Source organism: Ignavibacteriota bacterium, from assembly GCA_016218045.1.
Classification (GTDB): Bacteria; Bacteroidota; Ignavibacteria; order SZUA-365; family SZUA-365; genus JACRFB01.
In genome coordinates, this window is record JACRFB010000060.1 from 65,789 (window position 1) to 88,342 (window position 22,554).

A 22,554-nucleotide genomic window follows, 5' to 3' on the forward strand; every position below is an offset into this window, starting at 1 on the left:
TCGGGGTGATACCGTTATAAAAATTATGTACTTTTCTATATCACATATGATTTGCCAACCAATGCCGGGACCTGCGCGCGACCACGCAGCACCCGCGGATTTTCCGCGGAGTTCTGCACGCGTACCGCCGGCCGGGAGCCATTCATGATTCCGCGCAGCTTTTTCCTCGCCTGTTTTCTGCTAGTAACAAGCACTCTCCACGCGCAGCTTCGTCCGGGTCAGGATCGCGGAGGGTATGTCACCGTCGCGCCCCAATACGCGCACAAACTGGCATCCGGCCGCCTCCTCGTCCATGCGTCAGAACGCCTGCGCGGCCTGAGCGCCAACACGCCCGCGTCGGCGGCGCGTATGAAGGCGGTTGTGTACATGCCTGCGCTTCCCTCGACGGCGCAGCTCGAGGATCTCGCACGTGTCGGCGTCGAGTGTTACACGGGAACGTGGACGCCGCCCATGCCGAATCACCCGAACGGTTTTCTCCTTGCCGAGTTCCCTGTCACGCGTATCAACGATGTTCTCACACTCGACTGTGTATCGAAGCTCGGATCGGCCGAGGGAGTGTGCCGCCCGAACAACAATGTCGCCGCCGCGACAATCCGCGCGGCCGCAGTGTGGAGCGCCGGATGGACGGGCAAGGGCGTGAAGGTGGGTGTGCTCGATTCCGGAATCGACACCACCTTCCACGGTTCGGAGTTCCCGCCCTGTTTCGACAAGAAGGACTATTCGAACTATCCCCAACTCGACGACGATGTGACCAATCGGATCACGGCGCACGGCACACATGTCGCCGCCACCGCTGTGGGACGGGGGACACTGTCGCAGGGGAACATCGGGAACGAAGGCATGCCGTATTCAGGAATGGCGCCCGGATCCTGCCTGGCCTTTCTGAAAATCGGAAATGACAGTTCCGCCGGAGCCAGCGACGCGGCAATCATCGCGGCGTTTCACGACGTGGTCACACTGTATCACGCGCGCGTCATCAACATGAGTTACGGAGGATGGGGTGCATACCACGACGGCAGCGAGGCGATAGAGCAGAAGGCCGACTGGTGTTACACGCAAGGTGCCGTGGTGGTGCTCTCTGCCGGCAACAGTGCGGCATCCAACAGGCATGTGATGGGCACGGCGCCCGCTAATGGCGAAAGCGATTTTATTCAGATGCGCGCCAACGGCATCGGTCCCAACGAAGCGCGCCTGTCATGCAACCTGGTCTGGTTCGACGGTCCCGGTGTGCGACGCAAGCTGACGTTGAAGTATTTCGACGAGAATAAAAACGAGATCACCTCCGTGAATCACGCGCCAGTCACCGAATCGCCCCGAGGCACGGAATCCGAATACTCGAGTATTCAGGACTATCTGCCCGAAGGCAGCAGCACATGGTACGTGAAGGTTGTAAATGCGTCACCGGAAGCGCAGGTGTTTCACATCTACGAGGACTTCTTCGAAGGCGACTGGAAGGCCTCCGGGGATGTCACGTTCGGAGCCGGTAGTCCTCTGTACACCGTGGGCCTTCCGTCCTCAGCAGACCATGCGCTCTCGATCGCGGCGTTTACCTCGCGCGCGTATTACACCAGCGCGGTGGACCAGATGCGGCAGTACCGGCAGTCCATCGGAAAGATCGCCACGTTCTCCAGTTGCGGACCACGCATCGACGGCGCGCGCAAGCCCGACATCGCCGCCCCGGGCTCGGCTGTCATTTCGCTTCGCGATACAAACGTGCAGCGTGTCACGGACAATAGCTGCGTCGACAACGATGGTACGACCGGCGGCGAGGCCATGTACATGGTGATGCAGGGAACCAGCATGGCGGCGCCTGTCACCGCGGGAGCAGCGGCCCTGGTCCTGTCGAAATACCCCTTCCTCACACCACAGCAGGTGTACGACTCGCTACTGATGCATGCGCGTGCCGACGAGTACACTGGAACGATTCCGAATACGATCTGGGGCGCGGGTAAACTCGATGTGGGCTTCCTCGCCGACCTGCCCGTTCCCAACGAAATCGTGTGGACGAATATCACACGCACCACGGGGCCGTCACAGAAGGTGGGCGATGCAGCGATAACAAGCGACGGAACGGTCTATGCAACAGTGGGAGATCCATGGGCGAATGTTGCGACGGACCTCTACCGCGGACCCGCCGACGGATCTGCATGGACAAAAGTCAAAACAGAAAAGAGTCTCCTCTCTGTCGCCATCGCGAAGGACGGCGCGTTGTTCACCGCGCGTCGTTTCGGTGGCACGGTCAGCCGCAGTCTCGATCGAGGCGCCACATGGACGGAGACGGGCACCACGCGCGATTACACGGCATTGGTGTTGTGCGCGTCCGACAGTCTCCTTGTTGCCCCCACTTTCGGACAGGGCATCTGGTCGAGCAGTGACAGAGGGGCGACATGGGCCGCCATGCACAACGGTCTCGGTGCCTCAGCCACGGTGCCCATTCTTGCGGATGGTACCGGCGGGTGGATCTATGCGGTGGTGAAGATCGACAACACGATGCGCCTGCGCCGCCTACACAGGTCGACCATGACCTGGGAATCAGCAGAGACGGGTATCGACACAAGCAAACACGTCAATGCACTCGCTGTCTCGCCCAATGGCACCGTCTTCGCGGCGGTGTGGGATCGTATCTACGTGTCGAAGGATCATGGTGCCTCGTGGACGCAGGCGGCGATATTGAATGATTACCTTCAAGCACTCTGTGCGGCGTCGGATACTGTGATTTTTGTCGGAACCGTGGGCGCCGGTGTGTATCGCAGCGGCGACGGGGGGCTCACATGGCGTCCGTGTAATGACGGATTCGAGAAACTGAACATCAGCCTGCTCCGCGCGTGGCGTGGGAATCTCGCCTTCGCCGCGGAAAGTCCGGGTTTCCTGTATTCGAGCAAAACAGGACACGCGCCGACGGCTCCGGCGTTGTATGTGCCCGCGGACAAGGCGCCGGCCGTGGCCATGCCCGCGCTGCTCCGATGGTCGACGGTGGCCGGCGCATCCACCTACACGCTGGAAGTGTCGCTGAGCAACGATTTCTCGCGACCACAAACGCGTGTCGTAGGTCTTCCCTCCGTCACCTGGTCGCTCGGTGCGGTGACATCGCTAACGAAATACTGGTGGCGAGTCCGCGCTGTGAACAATGCCGGTGCGGGTCCGTGGTCCACCATTCGGGAATTCACGACCTCGCCCCCTGCGCCCGCTGCGCCACTGCAGACCGAACCGCCCAACCGCGCCACGGGGCTCACACCGCCGGTCACGCTCCGCTGGGTGCCTTCACCCACTGCCAGCACATATACCGTGCAGGTGGCGCGCGACTCGGCCTTCCTCGATGTGATCCTCTTCCGGTCGGCTCTGGCCAACACCTCGCTGCGGATCGATTCATTACAATCTCAGACTACCTATTACTGGAGTGTGTTTGCGGAGAATCCGGGCGGACGCAGCACGTGGTCCGCAACATGGAGTTTTACCACCGGTGCGACACAGGACGAAACTCCGATGCTCGTCTCACCTCCGAATGGTGCCAGGGCCGTGCCGGTGCTCACAGGTGTGATGCTGCAATGGCTGGGTGTGCGTGGTGCTGCGGCCTATCATGTGGAACTGTCCGAACCGGGAGGTCCGGTGCTGCTCGATACCCTTACAACGACCATCCGGGACGTGCGGAATCTGAAGCCCTACACCCTGTATACCTGGCGTGTGCGTGCCGATTTCGGAACACATCTGAGCCTGTGGTCTGCTCCCTGGTCGTTCACCACGCTGCTCGAACAGCCGGTGTGTATTTCCCCGGTGGGGCCGGGAGAGTCCGACACCAGCATCACGTTCCAGTGGTCGGCAGTTGCCGGAGCGGAATCATACCGGCTGCGTGTATGGGCCGCGCCGCGTTCGCGCACGGATCCCGATATAGACAGCGCGGGCATACGGACGACACGTTGCGGGCCTTTCCGGCTGAAGTCGGGCACCGAGTACAACTGGCAGGTAACCGCGAACGAAGCGGCCGGTCCCGGTGCCGACACGCTTGTGTATGTGTTCCGCACACGCAGCACCACCGCGGTGCCGGGTGTTCCCGGCGCCGTGTCCCATATCATCGGACAGACCTATCCGATTCCTGCGACGGACGTCGTGACGCTCCGGCTGCGGACAGTGGTGCCGGGATCGGTGGACATATCGATGTACGACATTGCCGGGCGCCATGTCGTCACCTATCCGCCGCGCATGGTCGGGTTCGGATGGTCCGACATCGTCCTGTCCACCGCGGGAATCCGGCCCGGGGTGTACCTGTTGCGTTTCGGCAGCGGATCCTCCCTGGGTGAACTGCTGATCGAAATCCGGCGCTGACTCCTCGCGTGCCGCCTCAGGCATGCACGCGACCTATGACGGATGATACATAGCGACACAAGCAGGCGGCGCGAGAGATCGCGCCGCCTGCTTGTGTCGTCTACCGAATCCCTGATCGGTATACACGGTTTGTGCGGTCGTGTATACGCGCAGGCGACCCTACGCCGCCGAGATCGTGCACCTTGGTCGGCATCGTGCAGCGCGTGACAGTTGTACGTGCATGATGCGGCGCTCCATTCCGCCGGTATACAATTCCTGTACGCACATAAAATCGGACAAAACCAAAAAAAGACTTGCTATTCCCATAAAAATTGTATATGTTCGCATCTTCACACCTCATCCTGTACACACCACACGCGCAGAGGCCGGGCAGCCCTGGGCGGATTGTTGCGTCGGTTGTTCGGCACCACCTTCGCAGGAGTGATCCCGGCATCGGCCTTCGCCGCCGGAGTTGCGGCTCCCGGTGCGTGCGCGTCTGTGGGCCACTTTCGACGTCCCGAAGCACTGGGGAAACGCACACGTGTCTGTGCCGGCGGCCTTGTCACCGCCCTCGGTTACCCACGCACCTATTCGTTTTTGAGGAGGGACTGTTATGTACCAGCGCCAGCGCGAGGGACGGAGTGTTCTGTTCGTCGCAACACTTGCCATTGTCCTTTTTGGTCTCGCACTCATCCCGGCCGCCTTTGCGCAGAGCCCGGTGTGCGACCGAACATTCACGTTGAACGGAGATTTCGATCTCGGGATCTTGGAAAACGTAAACCATGATGCGCCGAACGGCGATCAATTGCAGCTCAATGCGGTGATTTCTCCGCGTCCATTTATCAATATCGCCTGCTCCGACCGAGGCACCATGGTCCGAGTGAACGTGAACACCGGACAGGTTTTGGGAGAGTATTGGACGTCCCCGTCGGGCCGGCAGAAAAATCCGTCGCGGACAACCGTCGATGTCAAAGGAAACGTGTGGGTCTCAAACAGGAACGAAGCGCTTTTGGTGGGAGATGAGATCTATGGATCCTGCGTGAAGATCGGCATTGTGATTGGCGGCACGCGCTGCGACGCCGACCGTACCCCCAATCCCGCGGGACTGTACCTGATGCCGCCCTTCGAATACTGTACGGCTGTCGATCGCGACGGGGACGGCCTCATCCGCACCTCCATGGGGTTGGGCGATATCCTTCCGTGGCCGAACGTGACCGACGGAAATGTGAAGGCGGATGGTATCGTTCACGATGCGGTTGACGAGTGTATCCTGATCTACAAGCTCCTGCCCGGAGCACCGAACGCACGACACATGTCGATCGCATCCGACAACAATCCCTGGGTCGGCGGCTATTACAATACGTCGCAACCACGCATGTTTCTGAAACTCGATCAGAATACCGGCGCCGTCCTGAGCAGCTTCAATGCCGCAACAATCGGCTGCGGCGGGTACGGCGGATTGATCGACGGGAACAACGTTCTTTGGTCGTCGGGAATCTCCCAGGGCCGCGTGCTGCGGTATGATCTCACCAGTGGGACCAGCCAGTGTATCAACAACTACGGCGCGTACGGACTGGGGATAGACGGTACAGGGCATGTATGGAATTCATCCTATTACAACGGCACAGTCACCAAATATGATCCGAACGGCACATTTGTCGGGACGTACTCCACCAGTGGCACATATCCGCGAGGTGTGGCTGTCACGTCCGACGGCGACGTCTGGGTAGCGAACAGCGGTTCGGGAACCGTGGCGCGCCTGAGTAATAGCGGGACATTGCGCAAGGTTATCACCGTCGGGAGTACACCTACCGGCGTGGCGGTGGACGCCAACGGCAAAGTGTGGGTAACCAACTTCATGTCCGACGACGCCATGCGCATCGATCCTGCCGCAGGCCTGGACGGGCTCGGGCTTGTGGATCTGACTGTCGCACTGGGGTCCACAGCCGGACCGTACAACTACAGCGACATGACCGGATTCATCGCTGTCGGCACTACGGCCCCGCAGGGGACGTGGACGGTAATCCACGACGGCGCGGTCGCCGGTATGGGGTGGGGCAAGTTGTCGTGGAACGGCGCGACACCGGCCGGCACCGGGATCAAGGTCGAAGTTCGCGCGGCGAATTTGATGAGTGAATTGTGTCTGCAACCGTGGACAGAAGTGCAGAACAACGTCTCGATCTGCGAGGCAGCCATCATCGGCCGCTACATCGCCGTGAGGGTGACTCTCTCCCGCACTGCGCCGCTGAGCACGCCCGTGTTGTACGACCTTACCGTGCAGTGCTGCAACCACCAGCCTGTTGCCCTGTGCAAGGATATTTTGCTCGATGCCGACGCGAATTGCCAGGCAACGGCACTTCCCGCGGACGTCAACAACGGATCCTATGATCCGGATGGAGACGCCTTCACTCTCACGATGTCACCGGCCGGTCCTTTCGGTCTCGGGAACACCAACGTCACATTAACAGCGACCGATGTGTGGGGCGCGTCGAGTTCCTGTGGCGCCGTTGTGACAGTGCGTGATGTGACGGCACCGGTCATTTCGGTCGCCTCCGCTCCGTCGATGTGGCCGCCGAACCACAACTACCAGTTGTTCACTGTGACGGACTTCGTCACCGCGGTTGCGGACAACTGCGACGACGAACTTGGAATAGGGGATGTGGTGATCACGTCGGTGACAAGTGATGAGCCGGAGAACGCCAATGGGAATGGCGACGGCAACACCGTTGACGACATAGTCATCACATCGAACTGTCAGCAGGTGTACCTCCGTAAGGAACGGGCCGGGGGAGGGAATGGACGGGTGTACACGGTGCATCTCGCGCTGACCGATGCGTCGAATCAGACCGGTACAGCGGAGATCGATGTGTTCGTCCGGCACAATCCTGACGCGATGCCTGTGGACGACGGCGACGTGTATGTGGAGAATTGTGGCACGCCAAAACGCGGATCATTCGCCGCGCTCGCAAACAGCGGATTCGAACTGCTTCAGAATTATCCGAACCCGTTCAACCCGTCCACCACGATCCAGTTCAGCGTACCGACAGAAGGCAGGGTACAGTTGTCGGTGTTCGACACGTATTCCCGCCGAGTCAGGGTGCTGGTCGATGACGTGCTCCTTCCGGGTGCGTATGCAGTTCCGTTCGACGCCACCGGTCTCGCAAGCGGATCATATTTCTACCGTCTCGAGTCGAATGGTGTCATTCTATCGAGGGTCATGAACATCGTCCGCTAAACACTTCAACATGTGTGTGCTTCTCCATCCCGGGTGATGTACATGGCATCACCCGGGATGTTTTTATCATCCCTCCTTCCGTCCTGCGGCGAAGCACCGCGGCCGTATTGACCGGGTATGCTGGTGAAATATTTCGGAACTGTCTCTGTTCGGGAGTGGCGTTCGTTGCGGGAGTAGCCAAGGCCGGCATCACAGCGCATGGAGGGACTTACCTGACCGTTGAAAAAAGACCCAGATTATGGACAATCCTTTGACAAGTATGTATATTTGACTCATTACAACGCTTCCGGTGTGTGAAGATCGTTTGCATGCCGAATCATACAGTTCAGATGGGACTGCTATGCCTTGGACTGCACGTTTTATTGCGGACGACGGCATCATCGAAATGACGTACGAGGGAATACTCACGGAAGCCGAACTCCATGCGTCGGTTCATGCCGCGGTGGAATACGGCACGCGGGAGGATACGCTGAATGTTCTCGCGGACTGCACTCGCATCATCGCGGAAGGATCCTTGTTCGATGTTGTGGAACTTGTCAATTTCTACGACCAGAACAAGGTCACGCGGAGGATGCGCGAAGCAGTGATTGTCGACGCGGGCTCACCGACGGAAATGTACATGCGGTTCTACGAAACCGTGGCGTGCAACCGCGGTTACACCGTTCGCACCTTCACGTCGGCGGAGGATGCGCGGAACTGGCTGCGGGGAGAGGCATAGACGCAACACCGCGCTGCCGGCCACGAGTGAATGACAGATTTCAAGGCCGGTGCGTTCACCGGGAACAAGGTCGTGCCGCGCTTCAGCCCGCGATGCCCTGAGCCAGTGGAAGCTCGACGATGAAGTGCGCCCCTTGATCGGGCACCCCCGTGGCGCTGATACGCCCACCGTGCCGATCCACAATCTTTTTACACACGGCAAGACCTATGCCCGTGCCCTCGTATTCGCCGCGTCCGTGCAGGCGCTGGAAAATGACGAAGATCTGTTCGCTGTATTGCTCCTCGAAGCCGATGCCATTATCTGCGATGGTAATGCGCGCGGTATCGCAGACGCCGTTCTTTGACGGGACACATTCCGCCGTGATGGTGACGATGGGCGGAACATTCGGCCGATGGTATTTGAGGGCGTTGCCGATGAGATTCTGGAACAGTTGACGCATCTGCATGGGATCGGCGCTGATCGTCGGCAAGGAGCCGAGCGACACTGTTCCGTCCGCCTGCTCGATGCGTATTTCGAGATCCGAAATGACCTCGCGCACCAGGGCAGAGAGATCGACCTGCGTATAGGGTTGCGCCTTTGTCGTCACGCGTGAGTAGGTGAGCAGGTCATTGATCAGGATCTGCATACGCGCGGCCGCCTTGAGCATACGCTCGAGATGGTCGGCACTGCGCTCGTCGAGTTGCCCGCCCAAGCCGCGTTTGAGGCGGTCGCCAAAGGCGAGCACCTTGCGCAGCGGCTCCTGCAGATCGTGTGATGCAACGGACGCAAAATCCTGCAGCTCACGGTTGCTTCGCTCGAGCCGCACCGCGGCATGGCGTAGTTCCTCCTCGGCCTGGACGCGGATCTCGATCTCGCGGCGCAGCGCCTCGTCGCGACTCGCCACCACACGCAGCATTTCGTTGAAACGGTCCGACAATTCGCCCACCTCGTCGCGCCCGTGTTTCGGGGCGCGGAGGGAGTAGTCGCCGCCGTCCGTCACAGCGCGCGCGGTGCGCGCAAGGTCGAGAATCGGTGCTGCCACGTGCCGCTGCAGACGCGATGAGAGAAGGTAGGCGGTGAGTCCGATGAAGCCGAGTGACAACACGAGCATCACGGCGATTTCGGTGAGCCGGTCGTTCAGGAGTTGCAAGTTCGATATCAGGAGCAGTGAGCCGATCCGCTGATTGTTGTGCAACACGGGACGTGTCACTTCCAGCCCGTTGTCGGTAAATCCGTACCCTTCGGGGGGCGCTGACTGTGGCAGGGCACGGCCATAATCGTCGTCCGAAAAATATTCGGCCAGCGGCGCCCCGGTGCCGGAGTACACGCGCGCCGCACGAATGTTTTTCTGCTCGGTCAGGATGCGCAGCGCCTCGCCCGCGGCGGTTCGGTCGTCGAAAACCACGGCGGCGGAACTGCTGGAGGCAACCACGTCTCCGAGCAATGCCACACTGGCGATAAGATTCGACCGCGCCGCGAGAATATCGTACACTGCAAAGGCCGTTATGGCGAGCAGCACCGAGATCCCCGCGACACTCATCGTGAGGAGTATCAACTTCCGGCGGAACGGGACGTCCGCAAACCGTGCGCCGAAACTGCGGCGCGCCAGTGTATCCTGCGTCATCTGCTCCTAATCTCCGTCGTTCCGCACCGCGAGTTGGTCCTTCGGTGTGTCGGCGGACGGACCGGTCGCCGCACCTGCCGAAGCGGCGATGAGGGCAGCGGTCGCGACCGGCACACTGAAACGGAACGTCGAGCCGAATCCGGGCGTGCTGTCGACAGTAATCGTGCCGCCCGCCTTCATGATCAGTTCCTTACAAATGATCAGGCCGAGTCCTGTGCCCGTCTCCTTGTCGGTTCCGTGAGAGGAATGGTTCTTCTCTATGCGGAAGAGCTTCGCTATAGTCGCCGTCGACATGCCGATGCCGCTGTCCTTGATTTCAATCCAGGCCATGTCGCCTTCGGCGAAGGCGGTGACATCCACCCGTCCACGCCTTTCGGTGAACTTGATCGCGTTCGAAACCAGATTCTCGAGGATCGTACTTAAAAGGTGCGGATCGGAATACACGTAGAACGAACCGGCGATGCTCACCGTGATGGTTATACTTTTAGCTTCGGCGGCCGGACCGAAAAGCGCCGCCACCTGTGTCGCGATGTCGTGCATATCCACCGGCATCGGCTGTATGACGAGCCGGCCGGTCTGTATGCGCGACCAGTGAAGAAGGTTCTCGAGCAGACGATACAGATGTTTGCCGGATTCGTGCAGCATGTCGGCGCATTGGCGGATCTCATCGACGGGCATGCTGCCCGCGCCATCCTTGAGCAGTTCACTGAAGCCGAGCAACGAGACGAAGGGGCTGCGCAGATCGTGCGCGATGATCGAGAAAAAGCGGTCCTTGCTCGCGTTGATCTCCTGCAGATCCTGTTCGGATTTTGTCAATTGCTCGTTCAGGACACGCAGCTCCTCCGTGGACCGGCGCAGCGCCTCCATGTCGGAGTAATGCCCGATGGTGTAACGGATCGACCGCTCGAGCAGTCGTGGTGTGATATCACCCTTCACGAGATAGTCCGAGGCCCCGGCGTTCATCGCGAGTACGTCGACGGTGTGATCCTCCATGCCCGTCATAAAGATGATCGGCTTTGAGCAGCCGGCGGCGCGCGATTCCTCGATCAACTCGAGTCCGTTGCGTGACCCGAGCATGTAGTCCACGATATAGAGATCGTGCCCGTTTTCGACCAGCGCCGTGCGGCCCTCCTCGTACGAAGAGACCCAGTCTACCGTGTAGTGCTTCTCTACAAAATCGCGAAGCATGTCGCGTGTCAGAACAAACGCATCCTCGTCGTCGTCGATGAGGAGCAGCCTCGTCCGCGGGGTAGGTTCTTCGGATGTGGTCATGGGTTACACCCGCTTATTCGGCAGGGCGACGATTTCGAACCAGTATTTCCCGAGCGTTTTCATGATGTCGACCAGCGCATCAAACGACACGGGTTTTGTGATGAAGGAACTCACGCCAAGATCATAGGTGCGGTAGATATCCTCCTCCGCCTTCGATGTTGTCAGCACAATGACGGGAATCATGCGCAGGAACGGATCGGACTTGATTTCCCTCAAGGCCTCGCGTCCATCCTTCCGCGGCATGTTCAAATCGAGAAGGATCAGGCCCGGCATCGGGTACTGTGTACGATCCGTGTAGTTGCCGCGCTGATTGAGGTAATCGAGAAGTTCCACACCGTCCTCCACCTCGCGGAACTCGTTTGCAATACGGCTTTCGACAAGGGCGTCGCGAATCAACATGCGGTCGTCCGCGTCGTCGTCGGCGAGCAGAATAGTGATGGGGCTTCGTGGATCGAACATGGAACATACCTGTTTGTCGTGTGTGCAGCGGAAGCCGGTCTGCGGCGGGACGGCGCGGTGGCTTGGACCCCAAGGGGTCTGTCGTGGGGAGACATTCAAGAACCGTTCCGCTTTTCTGGAAGCGCTCCGGCATAGTAGACACATGCATAATACTCGTTTGGCGCGATTGAAGCCACTTTGAAACATGCAGCTCTTGCAAAAAGGTATGCTGCAGTTGCATGCTTTCACATTTGAACTTTCGATTCGTCGTGCGACATTGCAACGGCATCACCAACTGTCGCCGAAGGGCCTGCCGTCTTCCATGCCTGGAACCAGAGGAAATACAATGACCCGCAGCATCCGCGTGTTTCTCGTGCCGATTTTTGCACTGACATGTATTGCCATCGACGCAGCCGCGCAGGGCGACGAGGGAAAGGAGAGCGCGCTGGATTCCCTTCTCAAAACGGAACTCAATGTTCCGTCGTCCCAAATTCAAATCCGCAGCGGCTCGCGGTACCTGCAGCAGCGCGAGGATGCGCCGGGATCGCTCAGCATCGTGTCGGCGGAGGACATCTCGCTGTTCGGCTATGCTACACTGCTCGACGCCCTGGCCACCATTCGTGGCATGTATATCACCGACGACCGCTATCTCGGCAATGTGGGTGTGCGCGGTTTCTGCCGGCCGGGAGATTACAGCAACCGCATCCTCATCCTTGTCGACGGACACCCGATGAATGAAAATTACTATGGTGGCGCGGGCATTGAGTGGCAGCTCGGCATCGACATGCGGGATGTGTCGCACATCGAGGTATTGCGCGGACCAAGCTCTGTCGTGTACGGTACGGGAGCGATGCTGGGAGTTGTCAATGTCGTAACGAAGGGCGGACACGCCCTGGGAGGCCTGCGTCTCTCGATGGATGCGGGCAGTTATGGCGAAGCGGGTCTGTCGATGAGCTACGGCACCCGCTTCGACAACGGCACGCAGCTCGCTGTGTCGGGATTCTACAGACGCAGCGACGGACCCGATGTGTATTTTCCCGAATACGACGACCCGTCCACAAACAACGGCATCGCGCACGCACTCGACTGGGATCGTAACGCGGGTGCCCGCGCCTCCATCTCCGTCGGTGACGGCAGGATATCGGGAATGTTCAGCCGTTTTGAAACAGGAATCCCCACGGGAGCGTGGGACATGGTCTTCAACGATTCACGTGCGAAATACATTGAAAACCGCGCGTATGTAGAAGCCACGCAAAGGGTCGGACTCGGGATGGGTCACGAGCTTTCACTCCGTGCCTATGCGGACTACGTCGGGTTTTACGGGACATATCCATACGACCTGCTGCAGGACGATGTTGGTGACTGCGCGTGGTACACAGCCGAATCGCAGTATCTTTGGGATGTCACCGCTTCCGCGCGATTCACCGCGGGACTGTCGTTCACACGCACTCCGCTCGCTTTTTACGTGCTCCGCGATGCCGCCGGCGTGTACAACCATGTCATCGCGCCGTACTCTCTCGCAGCGGCGCATATGCAGCAGGAATTTCGCTGGTCCGAATCTTTCGCGGTATTTCTCGGTGTGCGCCGCGACGAGGACCTTACGCAGCGGCTCGGCCGTTTCTCGCCACGTGTGGTGCTCGTGTACAATCCCGCGCCCTCGTCGGCACTCAAGTTCCTCTACGGCGAGGCCTTCCGGGCGCCGAACGTGTCGGAACGCGCGAATGAGGATGCGAGCACACGCTGGCGCATCAATCCCAACATCAGGCCCGAGGTTATCCGCACCATGGATCTCACCTACGAGCAGAAGCTTGGCGCGGGCTTCCGTTTCGGCGCCTCGGCCTTTGTCTTTCACATGCACAATCTGATCGACTATGTGGAAGATCCCTCCGATACATCCCGGTACTACGCAAACATCGGCTCGGCCTTCTCCTACGGTGTCGAGGCCGAAATGCAGGCGCGTCTCACGGGAGGCCTGCTCGCGTACGCAAACACATCGCTCCTTCGCGCGACGCAGGGGGATGCCGACGACGAGTTGACGAATTCACCGTCGTTTCTTCTGCGCGCGGGTCTCGCGTTCCCGATCCCTGGCGTGTGCACCGCGTCCGCGGAATGCGCGTACGAATCCGACCGCTTGACGGAATACGGCACACGCAGCGACAACGGCTTCCTGGTGCACCTGCGTCTCTCGTCGCCGCCTATCCTCGGAGGCCTGCGCGCGGCACTGTCGGTGCGGAATCTCTTTGACGCCTCCTACTCACATCCGGCGACGCGTGACTACCGGCAATACGCCATCCCGCAGCTCGGCCGCACGATACATTTCTCGCTGAGTTACGGACGCTGAGATCATGCGAAGAACCGTATTCTCATTCGCCCTCGTCGCGGCCGTGTTCCTCGTGCCGCTCACGCCGCGGCTTCTCCAGGCGCAGGAGGTGGAGATACCCGTCGACATGCAGGTGTCTCTCTTCAGCCGCATCCTCACGTTCGACAGGGCTCTGGCAAAACCCGCGCGCCAGGAGTTTGTCATCGGCATTCTCTATCAGAAGAACGTCCGCATTTCATCGGAACTCGCCGCGGAATTGCAGCACGCGGCGGATGTGCAGCAGGTGCAGAGCGGGGGACAGGGCCTGCGTTTTGTGCCGCTGCCGATCCGCGATCTGGGCGATGTGGAGAGCGCCATTAAAACACCGCAGCTCGACGCCGTGTACGTGACACCGTTGCGGCTCATCGACATACGCGCCCTGAGCGACGCCACGCGCAGGCGAGGAATATTGAGTCTCACCGGCGTCCCGGAGTATGTGGAGAAGGGCATCGCGGTCGGACTCGAATCCGCCGGCAACCGCGCGCAGATCATCGTCAACCTCGCCGCGGCCACCGCCGAAGGGGCCGACTTCAGCGCCAAACTTCTCAATATCGCGCGGGTGGTGCAGCGTTAAATCGCGGTGTCAATCCTCGATACTGCGCCTGAGCCGTTCGGGGTCGGGCAGGAAAATCGTACGTCCGCTGATGCGCAAGAGACCCTCGTTCTCGAGCCGGTGAAAGGCGCGCGAGAGCGTTTCGACAGCCGTGCCGAGCTGCGCGGCGAGAAGTTTTTTCGACACGTTTAGCCGCACGGCCCGTTCGGCCGCGAGTGTTCCTCCGCGCGCGCTCTCTTCAAGCAGATAGCGCGCGAGACGGTCGCGCACATCGTAGGCGGTGAGTTTCTCGACGTGATCCCGCAGATCCTTCAGCCGCCGTGACAGACCCGCGAGCATGCGCAGCGACAACTCGGCGTTGTCGTGCAGGAGCGCCAGGAAGCCATCCTTATACACGCACAACAACGTCGACTCCTCGAGTGTCGACGCGTACGCGGGGTAGCCGCCCCCGAGGAACATGGGGATTTCGGCGAGGGTATTCAGCGGGCGGATGATGTGCAGAAGCGTTTCACGACCGCCCTGCGTGAGTTTGTACACCTTCACCGCGCCTGAAATGACGACGTACAGGCCGTAGTATGGATCACCCTCGCGGAAGATGAGCGAGTTCCTGGGCAGGGTCGAGACCCAGGAACAGTCGGCCATGGCGGTCAATTCCATCTCGGTGAATTCCGAGAAGATGGGAATGCCGCGGAGGAGGTCTATGCTCGAGGTCTGCATTGCGGGAAGTGGTGTGACCGATGTGACACGGGCCGTGATGGGAGGAATTGTGCGATGCGGGAAGGAAAATGCGGAAACATGACAGAAGTCAATTTCTGCAATACAGCATCTGAGTAACATGCAGCAGGTTCAACACGCGTCAACAAAGTAACGATTCTCAGGAGAAACTTCATGAATACGACACAGGCAACGGTAGGCGACATCGTGCGCGAGGATTTCCGCGCCGCCGCGGTGTTTGAACAACACGGAATAGATTTTTGCTGCGGTGGCGGAGTCTCGCTGTCCGAGGCCTGCGCCGTGCGCGGCGTGTCTCCGGACGATCTGATCGCCGAACTCGAGGCCGTACGCGGCGCGGGCAGCGGCGTGGCGGGTGATTATTACGAGCGCATGTCGCTGCCGCTACTCATCGATCACATCCTGCACACGCACCATGCGTATCTGCGCAGAACCATGCCGCCGCTCACCGCCTGGTCGGCCAAGGTCGCGTCCGCGCACGGCGAACGTCATCCGGAAACGGTGCGCCTCGCCGCGGTTGTCGCAGCGCTGTGCGCCGAACTCGAGCAGCACATGTTCAAGGAGGAACGAATTCTTTTCCCGGCGATTATCGCGCAGGGCGGAGTGCGCGCCGACAGGACGCCCTTCGGATTCGGTTCGATCGGCAATCCCATCGCGATGATGGAACACGAACACAGGGACGCCGGCGCGGCGCTCGAGGAGTTGCGGACACTCAGCGGCGGCTATGCCGTGCCACCCGACGCCTGCGCCACATACACGGCGCTGTACCGGGAACTCGAGGTTTTTGAGAAGGATCTGCACATGCACATCCACCTCGAGAACAACATCCTTTTTCCGCGCGCCCTCCGCAACGAAACCGGCGCCTGAGCACACCATCCCCACACCCACATCTTCAAGGATACAGATATGTCACTCCGAAACATCGCAATAATGCCTCTTCTCTCCGCGCTCGTATGTCTCGCCGCCTGCGGGAATTCCGGCGAGCAGCCCAGAACCGAGGCGGCGGAAGTTCCGAAGCCGCCCGTGTACGGGAAGATTCAGAACGTGGAACTGGCGAGTGTCGTCGACGCGCCGCTCGCGAAGAAGGGGGAGAAGATCTTCAAGGTCATCTGCACCGCCTGTCACAAATACGATCAGCGATATGTCGGTCCCGCCATCGGCAGCGTGTTCAACCGCCGCACACCCGAGTACATCATGAACATGATACTCGACACGGAAGTGATGCTGCAGAAGGACGACACCGCGCGCTGCCTGCTTCAGACCTACCTGGTGAAAATGCCCAACGCCCAGGTCAATGAGACCGACGCCCGCTCGGTGCTCGAGCACCTCCGCGACATCGCGCCGCAGTACAAATAACACCCGCGTTCCCACCGTTCACACATCGATCAGGAGAACCATGATGATTCGCCATCGTTACACCAACTCCATGCTGGCGCTCGCCGTCGCGGCGGGAGCCCTGTTCTACGGATGCCAGGGCAACAAGGAGAGCGGCGCCGCGGGTGATGCCGCATCGCGCGTGTACGTCGCCCCCGGCTCCTACGACGAATTCTACGCCTTTATGTCAGGAGGATTCAGCGGCCAGCTCAGCGTGTACGGTCTGCCGAGCGGACGGCTTTTCCGCGTGATTCCCGTCTTCTCGCAGGACCCGGAGAAGGGATGGGGGTACACCGAGGAGACCATTCCGATGCTCAACACCTCGCACGGCTTCATCCCGTGGGACGACGCGCATCATCCCGAATTCTCCATGACCGACGGCGTGCCCGACGGCCGCTGGATCTTTATCAACGGCAACAACACGCCGCGTATCGCGCGTATCGACCTCGCGACGTTCCGCACCGCTGAAATCCTCGAGATCCCCAACTCGGGCGGCAATCACTCATCACCTTTCACGACCGAAAACACCGAGTACGTCGTGGCGGGCACGCGTTTCAGCGTGCCGATGTTCGACAACCAGGATGTGCCCATCGACAGCTACAAGCAAAACTTCAAGGGCACGGTGAGTTTTATCAAGGTCGATCAGGCGAGCGGCCACATGAAACTCGCGTTCCAGATTCTCATGCCCGGTTTCGATTACGACCTCGCCCACGCGGGCAAGGGACCATCGCACGACTGGATGTTCTTCTCGTCCTACAACAGCGAGCAGGCCAACACCATGCTCGAGGCCGAGGCCAGCCAGAACGACAAGGACTTCATCGCGGCGGTGAACTGGAAAAAAGCCGAGGAGTACGTGGCGCAGGGCAAGGCGCGTCCGGTGCCCGCGCGCTACGCGCACAACGTGTACGACGAGAGCAGGCACTTGGCCACGTCGGACATGCTCGAGTCGGTCCTGATGCTCGATCCCAAGGATTGTCCCGGCCTCGTGTATCTGCTTCCGACTCCCAAATCGCCGCACGGCTGCGACGTCGATCCTTCGGGTGAACTGATTGTAGGCGGCGGAAAACTCGCCACCGTGATTCCGGTCTTTTCCTTCTCCAAGATGACCGCGGCCATCGAAGCGCAGAAGTTCGACGGCAATGTCGCGGGCATTCCCATCGTGAATTACGCGGCCGCGCTTGCGGGCGAGGTGCAGAAGCCGGGTCTCGGCCCGCTGCACACTGAGTTCGACGGCAAGGGCTTCGCGTACACCTCCATGTTTGTCTCGAGCGAAATCGTGAAATGGAGTCTCAAGGATTTCACCGTCGTCGACCGCGTGCCGAGCTATTATTCGATCGGCCATCTCATGATTCCTGGCGGCGACTCGAAGAAACCCTGGGGCAAGTATGTCGTGGCCCTGAACAAGATCACCAAGGACCGCTACCTCCCGACCGGGCCCGAACTCACGCAGAGCGCGCAGCTCTACGACATTTCCGGCGACAAGATGGTGCTGCTCAGCGATTTCCCGACCATCGGCGAACCGCATTACGCACAGGCCATTCCCGCTGATGTCCTTCGCGAGAAATCGGTCAAGACCTTCCCGATCATGGAGAGCAAACATCCGCATGTGACGCTTGGCGAGGGCGAGACACGTGTAGAACGCAAGGGCGGCGAGGTGCACGTGTATATGACCGCGATACGGTCGCACTTCAAACCCGACAATATCGAGGGTGTGAAGGTGGGCGACGTGGTGTACTTCCATGTGACGAACCTCGAACAGGATTGGGACATCCCCCACGGTTTCGCCATCAAGGGCGCAGCCAACTCCGAAATGCTCCTGATGCCGGGCGAGACACAGACGCTCAAGTGGAAGCCGCTCACCGCGGGAGTGTATCCGATGTACTGTTCCGACTTCTGCTCGGCGCTGCATCAGGAAATGCAGGGCTACGTGCGCGTCTCCGCGCCGGGATCCACGGTGCCGCTCAGTTCGAACGGCCTGAAAAAATAACGGACAGATAGATCCGATATATCCGTGAAAGGAGCACCCATGTCACGCACCTCCCGTCTTCTTATGGCCGCCGCCGCCGCGCTTCTTGCGACGACGTTTTTCCTTCCGCTGTGGTCGATCACGCTCGAAGCTCCGCAGTATCCCGAGGGCATAGGCATGAATATCTACCTGCATACCGTCGCCGGAGTCAAACCGAACGATCTCGACAACATCAACGGCTTGAATCACTACATCGGCATGAAAAAAATACAGCCGGATTCGATAGCGGAATTGCGATACATGCCGTCCATCATGGGCGGCATGCTGCTGCTCGCTGCGATCGCGGCTGTGGCGGGAAGGCGGTGGCTGGTGCTGACATGGGTGCTGCTCTTTCTCGGAGTCGCGATCGCGGGACTCGTCGACTACTACCAGTGGGGATACGACTACGGACACGACCTCGATCCGCGCGCCATCATCAAAATTCCCGGGATGAGTTATCAGCCCCCGCTCATCGGGTCGGAACAGATACTCAACTTCACGGCACATTCGTGGCCCGGTCTCGGCGGCATCGCCGCGGGACTCTCGATACTGCTCGGAACGGCGGCGTGGTTCGTCTCGCGCCGCGGACGCGGGCCGGTGCCGGCCGCCGCGGTGCTGGTATGTTTTCTTCCGCTGCTTTTTACGGGATGCTCGCAGGGTCCACGCGACATCGACATGGGCAGGGAAGCGTGCGCGAACTGCTCCATGACCATCACCGACGCGCGTTTCGCCGCGGAACTTGTCACCAGCACCTCGAAGGTCTACGTCTTCGATGCGATAGAATGTCTCGCGGCCTACATCAACGACGCAAAGGTGAACGAAGCCGACATCGCCTCGCTGTGGACGATGCGCCATGATGCACCCGGCACCTTCACCGACGCGGCAAAGGCCTGGTATCTGCGCGCGGACGGCATTCAAAGCCCCATGGGTATGCATCTCGCGGCCTTCGAGAACGAGCCCGCCTTCAGCGAGGCGCGAAAAAAGGAAGGTGGTGAACTGCTGCGATGGACCGGCGTCCGCCTGCGTGTAGCGAAAGAATGGGACGATGAAGACGCGGAATGATCCGCGGCTCATGCCCTGGGCAGCGGCGATAGTTGTGTGTGCCCTGCTGCACACGGGCATGCCGGCATCACATGCCGCGCGTATACACATCCGCCCCGCGCCCGGCGCCCTCCGCGCCGGCCTGGCCGAGGCCGCAGCAGGAGACACGCTGCTCGTGCAGGCGGGATTGTATCGGGAACACACGCTCACGGTGGACAAACCCCTGACCATACTCGGCGATCGCGGGGCGGTGATCAACGCGCAGGGACGCGGCGCCATCTTTCTCGTCACGGCCGATCACGTCACCCTGCGCGGACTCACCTTGCGGGAGACCGGTCTCAGCTACGTCGAGGACCGTGCAGCCGTAAAATGTATCAAAGGCATGTGGGCGCGCTTCGAGGATCTGCGTATCGAGCGCAGCATGTTCGGTGTGTACTTCTCGCGGTCGCGCCATGGGATCGTGCGGCGCTGCCGCATTGTCGGTGAGGCGGTGACGGAATCGAATTCCGGGAACGGCATCCACTCTTGGTACGGCGATTCGCTCCTCATCGAGGACAATGTTGTGCGTGGTCACCGCGACGGCGTGTATCTCGAATTCACGCGGCACACGCTTGTACGGGGCAACACCAGCGAGAACAATCTCCGCTACGGTCTGCACTTCATGTTCTCCGACGACGACGTGTACGAGTACAACCACTTCATCCGCAACGGCGCGGGAGCGGCCGTCATGTACACGCGCCGCGTCGACATGCGCGGGAACGTGTTCCGGGATAACTGGGGTCCGGCATCCTACGGCCTGCTGTTGAAGGACATCTACGACAGCAACATTCACGACAACGTGTTCGAGCGCAACACCGCCGCGATATATGCCGAGGGCGGGGCGCGCCTCACAGTGACGCGGAATATCCTGCGTGCAAACGGGTGGGCCGTGCGTTTGATGGCCAACTGCACCGACAACGTGTTTTCCGCGAATGTTTTTGAAGCGAACAGCTTCGATGTCGCCACCAACAGCACGCGCAACAATAGTCTGTTCCGCGCGAATTTCTGGGACGCGTACCGCGGCTACGATCTCGATCACGACGGTTTCGGCGACACGCCCTTCAGGCCCGTGCGCGTTTTTTCGCACATCGTGGAACAGAACCCTCCCGCGCTGATACTGCTCAACAGCTTTTTTATCGCGCTGCTCGACATCACCGAGCGCGTCTTCCCCTCCGTCACGCCAGAGACACTTGTTGACGCGCGTCCGTTGCTCCGACGTCCCGAGGGCGGCGCCATGACACTCAAGGAAAGGGTGCGCTAATGCTCGCATTACACGGCATCAGGAAACGGTTCGGTTCCTTCGAGGCGCTGCGTGATGTGGACGTTCGTTTCGCCGCCGGCCGTGTCACGGCGGTGCTTGGACCGAACGGGTCGGGCAAGACCACCGTGCTGAAAACACTGCTCGGGCTTGTGCGACCCGAACACGGGACGGTGTCCTACGACGGCGTGCGCATCAACGGAGACGGGCGTGTGCGCGAGCACATCGCGTACATGCCGCAGATTGCGCATTACCCCGAGAACCTGCGCATCGGCGAATTCCTCGACATGATCGCGGGTCTGCGTCGCACACCCGCAAAACGCCGCGACGACATGATGCGGCGTTTTGCGCTCGAGGGACTCGAGGCCAAATCCTTGAAAGGACTCTCGGGCGGAACGAGGCAGCGCGTGTGTGCCGTTATGGCGCTGATGTTCGACGTGCCCGTGTATATACTCGACGAACCAACCGCGGGACTCGATCCACGTATGGCCCGGCGTTTCAAGGATGCCATTCTGCACGAGAAGGCGGCGGGAAAAACCGTCCTGCTGACTTCGCACATCCTGGCCGACATACAGGAACTCGCGGACCACATCGTGTATCTCAACGAGGGACGTGTCGTATTCGACGGCAGTCTCGAAGCACTGTACGCGGCGTCGGGGGCCGATGATGTCGAACGCTCGATTGCCGCACTGATCGAAAAGGAGGAACGTCCATGATACACACCCTTGCCCGGTATCAATTCCGGAACATTGCGCGCAGCCGCTGGGTGTTTGGCGCGGCGGTGTTTTTCCTTGTCTTCAGCGAAGCCCTGTACCAGGCCAGCGGCACGGCCCTGCGCATGCAGGTGAGCATGATGAGCGTTGTGCTCATCGTCCTTCCGCTTTTCGGCATCATGTACGGCGCCATGCACGTGTACGGCTCGCGCGAATTTCTCGAGGTGCTGGTTGCACAGCCGCTGCGGCGGCGCGACATCTTTCTCAGTTCCTACCTCGTGGTCACCTGCACCGTGGCGGGATGTTTTATTATCGGCGCGGGAATCCCGGTGCTGCTGCACAGCACCGCCGAAAGCTGGATAAGCGGACTGCTGCTGCTGCTGGCCGGAGCGCTGCTCACAGCCATTTTTGCGGCCATCGCCTTTGTCATCGCATTTCGTGTACACGACAGGACGCGCGGCATCGGTCTCGCCCTGCTCGTATGGTTCGCGTTCTCGCTGCTCTACGACGGCGTCGTGCTGTTTGCCTTTCACGCGTTGCGCGACTATCCCGTCGAACCCATCGCCATCGCGGCCAGCGTTCTGAATCCCGTCGATCTCGCGCGTATCGTCCTCACTCTGCAGTACGATGTTTCCGCGCTGCTCGGCTACACCGGCGCGGTGTATGAAAAGTTCTTCGGCAGCGCGTTGGGTGCGGTGATGTCCATCATCGCATTGCTCCTGTGGATATTTGCACCGCTCGGCCTGGCTGAACGAATCTTCGCCCGCAAGGATTTCTAACGCCGCGTTGGAGAGCGGGAGAGCGGGACAGCGGGAGAGCGGGACAGCGGGAGAGCGGGACAGCGGGAGAGCGGGACAGCGGGAGAGCGGGACAGCGGGAGAGCGGGACAGCGGGAGAGCGGGACAGCGGGAGAGC

The 22,554-nt window shown here is 60.3% G+C and carries 16 protein-coding genes; 12 read left to right on the top strand and 4 right to left on the bottom strand.

The features are described 5' to 3' along the window. The first annotated feature begins 144 nt into the window (after positions 1-144). The 3 genes from HY962_16055 (at position 145) to HY962_16065 (ending at position 8,252) form a co-directional block, all read left to right on the top strand. Complete coding sequence (locus HY962_16055) at positions 145-4,320, top strand: S8 family serine peptidase (GenBank protein ID MBI5648444.1); 4,176 nt, start codon at positions 145-147, stop codon at positions 4,318-4,320. A gap of 592 nt (positions 4,321-4,912) precedes the next feature. After that, positions 4,913-7,534, top strand: coding sequence for a hypothetical protein (locus HY962_16060; protein MBI5648445.1), 2,622 nt, complete (start codon positions 4,913-4,915; stop codon positions 7,532-7,534). A gap of 340 nt (positions 7,535-7,874) precedes the next feature. Then, complete coding sequence (locus HY962_16065; protein MBI5648446.1) at positions 7,875-8,252, top strand: STAS/SEC14 domain-containing protein; 378 nt, start codon at positions 7,875-7,877, stop codon at positions 8,250-8,252. 82 nt (positions 8,253-8,334) lie between these two features. Here the strand turns inward: HY962_16065 and HY962_16070 are convergent, their stop codons facing one another. Genes HY962_16070 through HY962_16080 form a run of 3 tightly spaced genes read right to left on the bottom strand, consistent with a single transcriptional unit; the run spans position 8,335 to position 11,586 of the window. Then, positions 8,335-9,855 (bottom strand): HAMP domain-containing protein, encoded by a 1,521-nt coding sequence (locus HY962_16070; GenBank protein MBI5648447.1) that lies wholly within the window; start codon positions 9,853-9,855, stop codon positions 8,335-8,337. 6 nt (positions 9,856-9,861) lie between these two features. Further along, on the bottom strand, positions 9,862-11,127 hold the full coding sequence (locus HY962_16075) for a hybrid sensor histidine kinase/response regulator (GenBank protein MBI5648448.1): 1,266 nt from the start codon (positions 11,125-11,127) through the stop codon (positions 9,862-9,864). Between the two features lie 3 nt (positions 11,128-11,130). Further along, positions 11,131-11,586: a response regulator gene (locus tag HY962_16080; GenBank protein MBI5648449.1), complete on the bottom strand. Its 456-nt coding sequence runs from the start codon at positions 11,584-11,586 to the stop codon at positions 11,131-11,133. A 325-nt stretch (positions 11,587-11,911) separates the two neighbouring features. Between HY962_16080 and HY962_16085 the strand changes: the two genes are divergently transcribed. Both HY962_16085 and HY962_16090 read left to right on the top strand, forming a co-directional pair. After that, positions 11,912-13,906 carry a TonB-dependent receptor gene (locus HY962_16085; protein ID MBI5648450.1) on the top strand — a complete coding sequence of 665 codons (1,995 nt, stop codon included), beginning with the start codon at positions 11,912-11,914 and terminating at the stop codon, positions 13,904-13,906. Between the two features lie 4 nt (positions 13,907-13,910). Then, the gene (locus tag HY962_16090) at positions 13,911-14,498 is read left to right on the top strand and encodes a YfiR family protein (GenBank protein MBI5648451.1); all 588 of its coding nucleotides are present in this window, start codon (positions 13,911-13,913) and stop codon (positions 14,496-14,498) included. Positions 14,499-14,507: 9 nt separating this feature from the next. On the opposite strand, the gene HY962_16095 is transcribed toward HY962_16090, so the two are convergent. Continuing rightward, positions 14,508-15,194 (bottom strand): Crp/Fnr family transcriptional regulator, encoded by a 687-nt coding sequence (locus HY962_16095; protein MBI5648452.1) that lies wholly within the window; start codon positions 15,192-15,194, stop codon positions 14,508-14,510. A gap of 171 nt (positions 15,195-15,365) precedes the next feature. Here HY962_16095 and ric point away from each other — a divergent pair, with 171 nt between their 5' ends. The 7 genes from ric to HY962_16130 all read left to right on the top strand — a co-directional run bounded on the left by ric (position 15,366) and on the right by HY962_16130 (position 22,418). After that, complete coding sequence (ric, locus tag HY962_16100) at positions 15,366-16,076, top strand: iron-sulfur cluster repair di-iron protein (GenBank protein MBI5648453.1); 711 nt, start codon at positions 15,366-15,368, stop codon at positions 16,074-16,076. Positions 16,077-16,115: 39 nt separating this feature from the next. Further along, positions 16,116-16,565 carry a c-type cytochrome gene (locus tag HY962_16105; protein ID MBI5648454.1) on the top strand — a complete coding sequence of 150 codons (450 nt, stop codon included), beginning with the start codon at positions 16,116-16,118 and terminating at the stop codon, positions 16,563-16,565. Positions 16,566-16,635: 70 nt separating this feature from the next. Continuing rightward, complete coding sequence (gene nosZ, locus HY962_16110; GenBank protein ID MBI5648455.1) at positions 16,636-18,570, top strand: Sec-dependent nitrous-oxide reductase; 1,935 nt, start codon at positions 16,636-16,638, stop codon at positions 18,568-18,570. Between the two features lie 39 nt (positions 18,571-18,609). Continuing rightward, positions 18,610-19,650, top strand: coding sequence for a nitrous oxide reductase accessory protein NosL (locus HY962_16115; protein MBI5648456.1), 1,041 nt, complete (start codon positions 18,610-18,612; stop codon positions 19,648-19,650). Continuing rightward, entirely contained in the window at positions 19,634-20,929 is a 1,296-nt protein-coding gene (locus HY962_16120) for a nitrous oxide reductase family maturation protein NosD (protein ID MBI5648457.1), read from the top strand. Before HY962_16115 ends, HY962_16120 begins: the two co-directional genes overlap by 17 nt. Then, the gene (locus tag HY962_16125) at positions 20,929-21,642 is read left to right on the top strand and encodes an ABC transporter ATP-binding protein (protein MBI5648458.1); all 714 of its coding nucleotides are present in this window, start codon (positions 20,929-20,931) and stop codon (positions 21,640-21,642) included. Before HY962_16120 ends, HY962_16125 begins: the two co-directional genes overlap by 1 nt. Further along, positions 21,639-22,418 (top strand): ABC transporter permease subunit, encoded by a 780-nt coding sequence (locus tag HY962_16130; GenBank protein ID MBI5648459.1) that lies wholly within the window; start codon positions 21,639-21,641, stop codon positions 22,416-22,418. The genes HY962_16125 and HY962_16130 overlap by 4 nt, the downstream gene beginning before the upstream one ends. Positions 22,419-22,554: the final 136 nt, after the last annotated feature.